The following is a 10,103-nucleotide window of genomic DNA, read 5'->3' on the forward strand; positions in this document are numbered from 1 at the left end:
CCGACGGGTTTCAGGGGTACGGGTGGTATGCCCGCTCGAGTCGCGGTTCGAATCCGAGATCGTCCGGCACCGTTCGCGCGCGCTCGCCGAAGAACGGCTCGCCGGTGAAAAGCGGCTGTGCGCCCGGCACCACTACGCGAACGGCCTCGAAGCCGACGCGCTCGACGTCTCGAGTCGTCAGTCGCGCCGCGTAGGGCGTGAGATCGACGTCAGCCGTCCGTGAGACGAGTTTCTCGAGCGCCTCCGTCCCCGACGGTACCGGATCCGGACCGACGCTTTCGGCCGGAATCGTCCGCTCGACATCGACGAAAGACCGGACGGCCGCTGGGAACGCGGCGTACTCGCCGATCGAACCGGAGGCGTCGGCGGCCTCCTCGGGACCGAGCCCGCGCAGTTCCGTCCAGTTCTGCAGCGCCTCCTCGAGCGCCGACCGTGCGGCGGCGGTGGCGTCGAGTCCAGCCGCGGAGCCGACGGCGAACGCCGGCCACTCGTCGTCCGTCGGCTCGAGTCTGTCCGCGAGCGTCTCCGGGTCACGGTGGACGGCGACGGCGACCACGGGGACATCGATATCCTGCGTGACGAGCAGCGGCGTCACCGACAGCCCCTCGCTCCGGGCCCGGCGCTCGAGTACGTCGAACCCGTCGTCGTCGACCGACAGGCCAAGCGGCTCGAACGATGAGTACCACGCGAGCATCGTCGCGTCGCGCTCGAGCACCTCCGTCAGCCCCGACAGCAGCGCGTCGACGGTAGAGGAGCCGAGTCCCAGCCCGGTCGTGATCGCCGGGAGGAGTCGCTCGCCGGGCTGAGGGAACTGGACCGCCGCGGCGGGTAGATGGACCGAATCGCCGGTCGCAAGGTTCTCGCCGGGAATCCACCGGTGTTCGTCGCTCGCGTCGTACGCCGGCGCGTCCTCGGGCCGCACGAGATCGGTGGGCGAGACCGCGTTCTCGAGGTCGCCCTCGCTCTCGTGAACGAACTCACTCTCACGATAGACGCCGGCGCAGTAGCGCTCGAGGCCCTCGCCGACGGCTTTCATGAGCGCCGCGTTCCAGTCGTCGGCGACGCCGGCGGCCTGCGTCGGCGCGCTCGCGTCGCTAAAGCTCGATGTGTCCGCCATCGTCGCGAGATAGTACGGAACCGGGAACGACGCGACCTCGCCGATGCTCGAGACGACGCCGACTCGGTCGTCGATCGCCGCCTCGGCGTGCTCGACGGCCGCGTCGAGGCCGAGCGCGTCGTCGTCGCGCTCGAGGGACCGATTCCGCTCGCCGCCCTGGCAGTCACAGCCCGGCACCGGCAGCACGCGCCGTCGCTGGTGTGGAAGCTCGATGACGTGGCCGATCACCGATTCCTCGTCGCCCGAGAGGACCCGCACGCACTCCCGCCCGGCGACCGCGCCGGCCAACCGCGCCGCGCTGCGATCTCCCGTCGGTTGGGCTGTCGTCGTCCCCTCCTCCAGATTCGAGGCGACGCGGTGGCGGAGACAGTCGAAACAGCCGGTCGCGGCGGCGAACCCCGAGACGGCCGCGTCGACCGCCGCGAGCGACTGCCCGCCGACGCCGCCGATCTCGACGGCGATCCACGGGGTGCCGCCCGCTCGAGCGGCCTCGTTCGCCCGATCGAAGGTGGGCAAGCCGGCGACGTCGCTCACGATCGCGAATCGGGCGTCCGCGATCTCGTCGGCACTGGCGTTGACGACCGAAACGTCGACGTCTCCGAGCGCGGCGACGACGGCCGCGCGAACCGGATCATCGCCGACGACGTGGATATCCATACGCGCACAGTCACAGGCCGGCATCAAAAACGCCGCGCTCGGCGGCCGTCTCGCGAGCGACCTCGAGCCGTCGAATCGAGAGCCGTCGAGCCGTCGAACCGGGCGACTCCGACCCGACACCTGCAGGCCGCCACGGTTTGTCGCTGGTCGACGTTGTTAGCGTAGATTCATGGCTTCCACACGAGCGCACGCCGACCGAACGGAACTGCTGAAGAACGCTGGCGTCGTCACGACGGCGATCGACGGCGTCATGGAACTCTCGAAGGGGCACCGAAAGAGTGGACTCCTGTTGCTCGGCGCCGCAGCCCTTTCGTCGCGAATTCCGGGGCTCGGAACGGCCGCGTCCGTGCTCCTGCGAGCGTACCGACGGCTTCGATAACGGGTTTCGGTATCACGGCTGCCGAAATCGACGGCCGCCGGAGAATCGAACCGGGCTACTCGTCGTCCCGAAGCCGCTCGAGAACTTCTTCCGCGTTTTCGACGGCCTGCTCCTTTTTCGCCGGGTAGGCCTCGACCTTCCCGCGGAAGGTGATTCCGGTGCCCAGCCGAACGTCGCCCGCGAACGCGGCCTGCTTGTCGAGTCGCAAGAAGAGTTCGGTGTTCTCGGTGACCCGCTCGTCGAGTTCGTCGATCAGGTCGTCGAACGACTCGAGGTCAGCCAGCCGCGAGAGCACGTGACGAACCTCGTCCGCCCGCTCGACCCGCGCCGAGAGGACGAGGATGCGGTCGCCGAAGTGGCCCTCACTCTCGGCGCGCTCGATCTCGAACTCCTCGGGGAGGAAGGTTCTGAGCGCCTCCTCGACGCGTTTCTCGTCCTCGGTGGCGTAACAGAACGTGCGTAGGTCGACGTAGTGAAGCGGGATCTGTGGCATCTGGGTCCGTGCGTGATCTGGGTCGGTTCGAGCGGGTGGCGTACGGGCAGTCGCTCGCTTACTCTTCGTCTTCGTCGTCCGCGTCGTCGTCCTCGGCCTCCTCGAGGGAGTCCTCGGGAACGCCGGTCTCCTGGCCGTCCTCGAAGCTGACGGTGTAGGTGACGTCGCCGAACATCGACTCCATCGTCTGCGTGATGGTGCCGGTCTCTCCGTCGAACTCGCTGTGCTCGTCGTGCAGGACGACGCTGTCGTCTTCGTCGAAGCTCATAGCCCTGAGTTCCCCGGCGTCGCGTAAAAAGGGACTGATTCGCGGCAACCTCGGTGATCGGTGGCTCGGTCCTACGTTACAGGCGCTCCCTCGAATCTTCAGACCGTCGCTCGCGCCACCACTCGAATCCGAACCCGACGGCGACGGCGATCGCTCCCGATCCGCCGAGAAACGGTATCCAGTAGACCCACAGATCGAATCGCGGCGCGATGGCGTTACCGATCGCCGTGCCGACGCCGTAGAGCAGGTAGCCGGGCAGCGCGAGCGGCGAGAAGAGCCGCGTCTCGAGCCAGCCCAGTCCGAACGGGACGACGAGCAATGCGAACGTCGCGAGCGTCGCCGGACTCGAGACGATCCGGCGAGGCGAAACCGACAGGCGACGACGGACGCCGCGGAGGGCGGTCGTCCGCCCGTCGCTGGCGGTCATTCGTCACCTCCGGCCGCGAGCAGGCCGTGAAGCTCGAGGACGTGTGCGGCCGCCAGTCGCGTCATCTCGTTTCGCGTCGGCTGGTCGAACATGAACTCCGTCGTCTCGAAGAGGTAGGCGCTGGCCTCGAGCTCTCGAGCCGCCTTCTGGAAGAGCAACGGTCCCGAACTCCCGCTTTCTCGAGCCGAAAACCGGTGGAACGGAAGATACCACGGGACGGCATCGTCGTCGAGCCGGTCGGCGAGGTCGTCGCCGCGGGCGTCCGGCGAGTGAAAGATCGCCTGCCCGACGTACTCCCGGTGGAGCCCGTAGATCCCGAGCGATCGGTGGAGGTCGAGGACGACGTCGGGTTCGTGGCGCTCGACGGCGTCCCAGATCCCGCGTGCGAGGTCGGTCGTCGGCTCGCCGTCGGCCGGAAACTGTCGGTTCAGATCGCCGTCGATACCCTCGCGCTCGTCGTTTTCGACGGCCACGCGGTCGGTCTCGGGGACCACGACAAGCGTTCCCGCGTTGGGGTGCCAGTCGGTGACCTCTCGAGCGACCTCGATCCCGCTTCGCTCGTCGCCGTGGACGCCGCCGAAGACCATCGCCGTCGGACCCACCTCCGGCGCTTCGATCTCGTACAGCGACGTCTCGTGGACGGTTTCGGGGAGAACCGTCTCGGTACTGGTACTGGCTTCGCCCGCGTCGCCGGGCTGACGGGCCGCCTCAAGCAGCGACTCGTTGCCAGACGACCGGCTCACGGCTCCCGACGCGACGATCGCCGCGAGCGTGGTCCCGCCGCCGGCCAGAAGCGTCCGACGTCTCATCGGAAGCGGGTAGATCGTGCGGCCTCAAGCACTTTCTCATCGACGGCGGAGTGGACCGTCCACGAGCAGTTGCTACCGGTCAGAGTGATGACGATTACGACGGGAAGGGGTATCGAATGAGGGTGGCGACGACCGCACGGAGTGGGCTCATCGGAGGTTGTCCAGCGCGACGACGGTATCGGACATGAGCCACGCCTCCTCGCTGGCGGCGTCCTCGATGCTGAGCGCGTAGAACGACTCGCGGCCGTCGTCGACGGTGATGCGGTAGCTGTGACTCTCTAACGAATCGGTTCGGGCGGACGTGTTCGGTTCGGCGGGGACCACACACGTCCTCAGGAAGCCGTGTGTATAACGGACTCGGTCCGCGCGTAACGGGTCTAACGCCGCGATTAGCGACGAAATCGCCGTACTCGAGCGAGATAAGCGAACGCTCAAACGGACCGATCTGTCAGTCCGATTAAACGTCGAGTTCCTCGAGCAACGTCTCGCCCGCCGCGTGCGAGGAGCCGGGACCGCGGGCGGTAACGAGGTCGCCGTCGACGGTGACGCTCGTCTCCTCCTCGAGTTCGGCGTCCCAGTTGCCGCCGGCGGCGTTCACCTCGTCTTCGACCCAGTAGGGCAGTTTTCGGCCGCTGGGCATACAGTCGTTCTCGTCGACGATGCCCTCCTCCCACTCGTTCGGGAAGCCGGTTACGTCGCGGCCGTTGACGAGGAACGCCCCGTGGCTGTCACGAGCGAACGCGAGGATGCCGACGGCGTGACAGACCACGAGTGCCTTCCCGCCAGTTTCGTCCTCGACGATGTCCCGGAGGAGTCGGCGAGCGTCGCTGTCCTGGTTGACGTCCCACTCCGTCCCGTGACCGCCGGGGAAGACGACGGCATCGTAGGCCTCTGCGTCGGCCCGCGCGGTCGGGATCGGATCGTTCAGTCGCTCGTCGGTCTCGTGGATCTCCCGAACGTGTTCGGCGGTCTCCTCGCCGACCTCCTCGGGATCGATCGACCGCTCGTCGATCTCCGGGGGGTTCCCCGAGGGCGTCGCGACCGTGATCTCGAGACCCGCGTCCGAGAGCGTCTCGAGCGGTTCGACGCACTCTTCTCCCCAGTAGCCTTCCTCGCTGACGACGAACAGTGCAGTGCTCATATACGAGCGTACGCGGAGGAGCCTAAAAACGGCCAGCCCACCCCTCGGTTCTGCCGCAATCTATCCGGTCGATACATTCGAAACAACGACTGTCCGTCGCGCTGAGAATGGACTTTTTCGCCGACGACGACGAATGAGACACGGGCCCATGTCAAACCGACCCAGTCCTTTCGACGGCCTCGAGAACCTGTTCGAGCGGCTGAGCCGACACGTCGGGACGGCCGCGCGGTCGTGGGAGTCGGAGTTCGACGCCCGAAGCCAACTCGATCTCTCCGCGGGCGCATCGACCACCCGGCTGGACCTCACCGATCACGGCGATGCGTTCGTAGTTACCGTCGACGTCCCGGGCTTCGACAGCGACGACCTCGAGAGCAGGCTCCGGGGCGACACGCTGGAGATCAGTGGGGAGCGCGAAAGCGCGTTCGAGGCGGATACCGTAGCCGACACGACCGACAACGTGAGCAAAGCAACCGACGACGTGAGCAAAGCAACCGACGACGTGAGCAAAGCAACCGACGACGTGAGCAAAGCGACCGACGACGTGGCCGATGCGGACGACGGTGCCAACGCTGCGGGAACCTACATCCGTCACGAGCGCAAGACGCAGTCGTTCAGCCGACAGGTGAAACTCCCCGAGCCGGTCGACGCGGACGCGGTAACGGCCTCGCTCAATAACGGCATCCTGACGATCTGGCTGCCCAAATACGAGTCGTCGGGCGAGACCTACGCGATCGATCTCGAGTGAGCGATGCCGCGGAGAGCACCCGTCGGCCAGTCGCGACGGCCTCGCCACCAGGTGAGCGAACGGATCGACCGGCGACGGATCACCGGTCGTCGTCGAGATTCAGCGCGTCGAAAAAGCGGTGCGTGAGGCGGCCGCCGGCGAACTCGAGCAACGCCTCGGCGTCCTCCGCGTCGTCGGCGAACAGACCGAGTTCGATCCGGCCGCCGGCCATGTCGTGGTGCCCCCCGACGGCACCCAGTTCGGCGAATCCGCTCTGGAGCGTCTCGCCGATGTGGATCCGCGGGTCGATCGAGCGGGCGCTCATCCGGATCGCGCCGTTGACGATGCCGTAAACGAGAACGGTGTCGACGCCCTCGAGATTGAGGAGATAGTCCGCGGCCTGGGGCAGCGCGTCGGTCTCGGGGGTTTTGCCGACGCTGGCGACCAGCGAGGAGCCGCGGCGTTCCCGGGTCGCGATCGCCCGACCGATCGCGTCTATCGTCCCCGGCGAGAACGCGCTGCCGTACAGCTGCTCGAGCGTCTCGAGGTCCGCGTCGGGGTAGACCGCGAGCGCGGCCTCGTACTCCCGGCGAGTCGGTTCGCGGACGAAGTCCAGCCGCTCACGATGGAGGGCAAAGAGGAGTGCAGATGCCAGCCGCGTCGTCAGTTCGATCTCGAGGTCACAGAGGTACTCGACGAAGATGGTCGCCGTCGCGCCGACCCCGGTTCGAATGTCCTCGAACGTCGCGTCGACCGGCTCGCCGGGGTGGTGGTCGACGACGATCTCTGGCGTGACGCTCGCCGGGAGTTCGGTGTTCGAGCCGGGCTGGGAGTGATCGACGAAGCCGAGGCAGTCGTAGTCGTCGAGGTTCGTGCGCCCGACCGATTCGAGCGAAATATCGAGCATGTTGACGAACGCGCGGTTCTGCTGATGGGAGATCTCGCCGCCGTAGGCGATCGTTATCTCTTGGACGTCGTGATCGTTTGCGATCGCCTCGAGAGCCAGCGCGCTGGCGAGACAGTCCGGGTCCGGATTATCGTGGCAGACGATCACCAGCGACTCGGTCGTCTCGAGAACGGAGACGAGTTCCGCCGCACGGGTCATGAATCGCAGTACGGGAGCGAAACGCTTGAACCCCGTGTCGTGACGCACGCTGAGAGACCGAGCCCCCGGCGAGCGGATGTCACGCGAGCGCCGTCCACTCGCCGCCGTCATTACCGTCGCTCGCGAAATCGGTCACTTCAGGCTACAGTTTTCGCCACGAGTGTACAGCTATTTCACTTTGCAAATCCCACCCACGGGTATGCGAGACGCATATCTCGTCGGCGCGGGGCAGTCGGACTACGGGGCTTTCCCGGAGGAGAGCTACCGGTCCCTGTTCCGAACGGCGTTCGAGGCGGCCACGGACAGCGTACCGAAGGGGATCGAGGCGAGCGACGTCGACGAAGCGTTCGTCGGCAATCTCGGCGTCGGCGGGCGACAGCTCGGTCTCTCGGGACCGGCCGTCACCGAACACGTCGGCCTCGGCGGCGTCCCCTGTACGCGGGTCGAAAACGCTTGTGCGGCCAGCGGTTTCGCGACCAGACAGGCCGTCCAGGCCGTCAAGTCTGGGATGGCCGACGTGGTCCTCGCGGGCGGCTTCGAAATCATGTCGGACATGAGTTCGGACGCGACGAAGTACTGGCTCGGCGTCTCGGGGGAAACCGAGTGGGAGCGCCTGTCGGGCACCACGTTCTCCGGCGTCTACGCCCAGATGGCCAGCGTTCACATGGAGAAATATGGCACCACGCGCGAACAGCTCTCCCGGGTCGCCGTCAAGAACCACTCGAACGGCGCGAAGAATCCCCACGCCCAGTTGGGCTTCGAGTGTTCGCTCGAGGACGCCCAGTCCGCCCCGGTCGTCGCGGACCCCCTGAACCTCTATCACTGCTGTCCGACCTCGGACGGCGCGGCCTGCGCCCTCATCGTCAGCGAGGACGTCGTGGGCGAGTATACGGACGACCCGATCAGAGTCGCGGGCGTCGGCGCGGGCAGCGACAACGTCGGACTCTTCCAGCGCGACAGTTACACCGGCGTGCCGGCGAGCCAGCGCGCCGCCGAGACGGCCTACGAGATGGCCGGCATCGAACCCGACGAGCTGGACTTCGCGGAAGTCCACGACTGCTTCGCCATCGCCGAACTGCTGGCCTACGAGGATCTCGGATTCTGCGAGAAAGGCGAGGCCGGCCAGCTGATCGAATCCGGCGAGACCGAAATCGGGGGCGACCTTCCCGTCAACACCTCCGGCGGTCTCAAGTCCAAGGGTCACCCCATCGGTGCGACGGGCGCCGGACAGGTCGTCGAGGCGTTCAAACAGCTCTCGGGCGAGGCCGGCGAGCGACAGGTCGAGAGTCCGATCCGCGGGCTTACCCATAACGTCGGCGGCAGCGGTGGTGCCTCTGTAATCCATATCTTCGAGAAGGAAACGGAGGTGAGCGCCTGATGACCGTGATTACCGGCGTCGGTGCGTACGCGCCGCGATTCCGCATCACTGCGGAGGCGTTCCACGAGGCCTGGGGACAGTTCCAGGCTGCCGGCGTGAACGAGAAGGCCGTCGCCGCGGCCGACGAGGACGCCCTGACGATGGCCTACGAGGCCGCGGGTCGGGCGCTCGAGGCCGCCGACGTCGACGCCGCGAGCGTCGACTGGCTCGCGTTCGCCTCCTCGCGTCCGCCGCTGGCCGAGGAGGATCTGACGCCCCGCCTCGGCGCGATGCTCGAACTCGACGAAACGGCGACGCGACACGTCTTCGCGGGCAGCACTCGAGCCGGTACCCGCGCGCTCTGGGCCGGGATGGACGCCCTCGAGTCCGGCTCCACGACCGGTCTCGTCGTCGCGGCCGACGCGCCGCGGGGCGTTCCGGACGACGGCGTCGATCACGCCGCCGGCGCCGGGGCGGCCGCGTTCGTCCTCGAGAACGGTGCGTCGGGGACGAACCGCGGCTCCGCCGAAATCGTCGATCGCGCGGAGTACGCGACTCCCTATCCCGGCACCCGATTCCGAACCACCGGCGAGGACGAGACGCGGGGGCTGGGGGTCACCCAGTACGACCGCGCGGCGTTCACCGAGACGATCGGCGGGGCCGTCGCCGGGCTCGAGACCGACCCCGACGTCGAGGCGGCCGCGATTCAGGCTCCCGACGGCAAACTCCCCTACCGCGCCGCGGGCGCGGCGGGCGTCGGAACCGACGAAATTCAGGCCGCGTCGACGGTCCACGGGCTGGGCGACCTCGGCGCGGCGAGCGTCCCCGTCTCGCTGGCCAGTGCACTCGCGGACGGCTCCGAGTCCGTGCTCGCGGTCTCTCACGGCAGCGGCGCGGGTGCGGACGCGCTCGTCGTCGAGACGGACGGCGAGGTGCCCGCAGAGACCGCACTCGAGAGCGACGACTCGCTCTCCTACGCCGAGTACCTGCGCCAGCGCGGCGTCGTCACGAGCGGCCCGCCGTCGGGCGGCGGCGCGTACGTGAGCGTTCCCTCCTGGCGGCGCTCGATTCCGCAGCGCTACAACTTAGAGGCCGGCCGCTGTCCTGAGTGCGGGGCGCTCTCGTTCCCGCCGGAGGGTGCGTGTTCCAGTTGCAACGCACTCGAGGAGTACGAACCCGTCCAGCTTTCCGGCGAGGGGAGTATCGAGGCCGTCACGACCATCTCGCAGGGCGGCGCACCGCCGGAGTTCGCCGAACAGCAGGGCCGCTCCGGTGACTACGCGGCGGCGATCGTGTCCCTCGAGACCAAAGACGGTTCTGAATCTGCGAGTATCGCGGCGATGGGTACCGACGCAGCACCCGACGCGTTCGCGGTCGGCGATCGAATCGAGACCACGATCCGGCGGATCTACACGCAGGAAGGCGTGACGCGGTACGGGTTCAAGGTACGGCCGGCGGAGTAGCCGACTCGAGACGGCCGAAAGCTGTCGCCGGCATTTCTCCCTCGTTGCGCTGATGACTCCTCGCTTGCACGTAAAGAAGGGATGCCGCCGCGACGATCTCGATTTCCGCCCCGCTGCCGTCGAAGACCGCACTCTCGTCGTCGCTCGAGCAAAACAGCGCTTC

12 protein-coding genes are annotated in these 10,103 nt (G+C 67.5%); 4 read left to right on the forward strand and 8 right to left on the reverse strand.

The features are described from left to right. Positions 1-10 precede the first annotated feature (10 nt). Entirely contained in the window at positions 11-1,774 is a 1,764-nt protein-coding gene (locus ACSFC5_RS09405) for a YcaO-like family protein (RefSeq protein ID WP_440764951.1), read from the reverse strand. Between the two features lie 169 nt (positions 1,775-1,943). On the opposite strand from ACSFC5_RS09405, the gene ACSFC5_RS09410 reads away from it, so the two are divergent. Beyond that, positions 1,944-2,153, forward strand: a complete 210-nt coding sequence (locus ACSFC5_RS09410) for a hypothetical protein (protein WP_440764952.1) — start codon at positions 1,944-1,946, stop codon at positions 2,151-2,153. Between the two features lie 55 nt (positions 2,154-2,208). Here the strand turns inward: ACSFC5_RS09410 and ACSFC5_RS09415 are convergent, their stop codons facing one another. From ACSFC5_RS09415 to ACSFC5_RS09440, 6 genes are all read right to left on the reverse strand, one after another. Next, positions 2,209-2,646 carry an RNA-binding protein gene (locus tag ACSFC5_RS09415; RefSeq protein ID WP_440764953.1) on the reverse strand — a complete coding sequence of 146 codons (438 nt, stop codon included), beginning with the start codon at positions 2,644-2,646 and terminating at the stop codon, positions 2,209-2,211. A gap of 58 nt (positions 2,647-2,704) precedes the next feature. Then, entirely contained in the window at positions 2,705-2,914 is a 210-nt protein-coding gene (locus ACSFC5_RS09420; protein WP_440764954.1) for a DUF1918 domain-containing protein, read from the reverse strand. Positions 2,915-2,990: 76 nt separating this feature from the next. Next, on the reverse strand, positions 2,991-3,341 hold the full coding sequence (locus ACSFC5_RS09425) for a hypothetical protein (RefSeq protein WP_440764955.1): 351 nt from the start codon (positions 3,339-3,341) through the stop codon (positions 2,991-2,993). Then, a complete protein-coding gene (locus tag ACSFC5_RS09430) occupies positions 3,338-4,150 on the reverse strand; it encodes a succinylglutamate desuccinylase/aspartoacylase family protein (RefSeq protein ID WP_440764956.1) in 813 nt (270 codons plus the stop codon). The genes ACSFC5_RS09425 and ACSFC5_RS09430 overlap by 4 nt, the downstream gene beginning before the upstream one ends. Positions 4,151-4,297: 147 nt before the next feature. Then, a complete protein-coding gene (locus ACSFC5_RS09435) occupies positions 4,298-4,474 on the reverse strand; it encodes a hypothetical protein (RefSeq protein ID WP_440764957.1) in 177 nt (58 codons plus the stop codon). Between the two features lie 133 nt (positions 4,475-4,607). Further along, positions 4,608-5,291: a type 1 glutamine amidotransferase domain-containing protein gene (locus ACSFC5_RS09440; RefSeq protein ID WP_440764958.1), complete on the reverse strand. Its 684-nt coding sequence runs from the start codon at positions 5,289-5,291 to the stop codon at positions 4,608-4,610. A 148-nt stretch (positions 5,292-5,439) separates the two neighbouring features. Here ACSFC5_RS09440 and ACSFC5_RS09445 point away from each other — a divergent pair, with 148 nt between their 5' ends. Continuing rightward, positions 5,440-6,036: an Hsp20/alpha crystallin family protein gene (locus tag ACSFC5_RS09445; RefSeq protein WP_440764959.1), complete on the forward strand. Its 597-nt coding sequence runs from the start codon at positions 5,440-5,442 to the stop codon at positions 6,034-6,036. Positions 6,037-6,115: 79 nt separating this feature from the next. Here ACSFC5_RS09445 and ACSFC5_RS09450 read toward each other — a convergent pair whose 3' ends face one another. Next, a complete protein-coding gene (locus ACSFC5_RS09450) occupies positions 6,116-7,120 on the reverse strand; it encodes a DHH family phosphoesterase (RefSeq protein ID WP_440764960.1) in 1,005 nt (334 codons plus the stop codon). A 199-nt stretch (positions 7,121-7,319) separates the two neighbouring features. Here ACSFC5_RS09450 and ACSFC5_RS09455 point away from each other — a divergent pair, with 199 nt between their 5' ends. Further along, complete coding sequence (locus tag ACSFC5_RS09455) at positions 7,320-8,498, forward strand: thiolase domain-containing protein (protein ID WP_440764961.1); 1,179 nt, start codon at positions 7,320-7,322, stop codon at positions 8,496-8,498. After that, a complete protein-coding gene (locus ACSFC5_RS09460; RefSeq protein ID WP_440764962.1) occupies positions 8,498-9,940 on the forward strand; it encodes a zinc ribbon domain-containing protein in 1,443 nt (480 codons plus the stop codon). Before ACSFC5_RS09455 ends, ACSFC5_RS09460 begins: the two co-directional genes overlap by 1 nt. Positions 9,941-10,103: the final 163 nt, after the last annotated feature.

The sequence above is a fragment of the Natronorubrum marinum genome, from assembly GCF_052040125.1.
Lineage (GTDB): Archaea > Halobacteriota > Halobacteria > Halobacteriales > Natrialbaceae > Natronorubrum.

What these genes read in the sequence shown, in the direction of transcription:
- ACSFC5_RS09440 (WP_440764958.1), bottom strand. Translation starts at nt 5,291, where the DNA reads ATGAGCACTGCACTGTTCGTCGTCAGCGAGGAAGGCTACTGGGGAGAA.
- ACSFC5_RS09425 (WP_440764955.1), bottom strand. Translation starts at nt 3,341, where the DNA reads ATGACCGCCAGCGACGGGCGGACGACCGCCCTCCGCGGCGTCCGTCGT.
- ACSFC5_RS09450 (WP_440764960.1), bottom strand. Translation starts at nt 7,120, where the DNA reads ATGACCCGTGCGGCGGAACTCGTCTCCGTTCTCGAGACGACCGAGTCG.
- ACSFC5_RS09430 (WP_440764956.1), bottom strand. Translation starts at nt 4,150, where the DNA reads ATGAGACGTCGGACGCTTCTGGCCGGCGGCGGGACCACGCTCGCGGCG.
- ACSFC5_RS09445 (WP_440764959.1), top strand. Translation starts at nt 5,440, where the DNA reads ATGTCAAACCGACCCAGTCCTTTCGACGGCCTCGAGAACCTGTTCGAG.
- ACSFC5_RS09455 (WP_440764961.1), top strand. Translation starts at nt 7,320, where the DNA reads ATGCGAGACGCATATCTCGTCGGCGCGGGGCAGTCGGACTACGGGGCT.
- ACSFC5_RS09415 (WP_440764953.1), bottom strand. Translation starts at nt 2,646, where the DNA reads ATGCCACAGATCCCGCTTCACTACGTCGACCTACGCACGTTCTGTTAC.
- ACSFC5_RS09405 (WP_440764951.1), bottom strand. Translation starts at nt 1,774, where the DNA reads ATGGATATCCACGTCGTCGGCGATGATCCGGTTCGCGCGGCCGTCGTC.
- ACSFC5_RS09460 (WP_440764962.1), top strand. Translation starts at nt 8,498, where the DNA reads ATGACCGTGATTACCGGCGTCGGTGCGTACGCGCCGCGATTCCGCATC.
- ACSFC5_RS09420 (WP_440764954.1), bottom strand. Translation starts at nt 2,914, where the DNA reads ATGAGCTTCGACGAAGACGACAGCGTCGTCCTGCACGACGAGCACAGC.
- ACSFC5_RS09410 (WP_440764952.1), top strand. Translation starts at nt 1,944, where the DNA reads ATGGCTTCCACACGAGCGCACGCCGACCGAACGGAACTGCTGAAGAAC.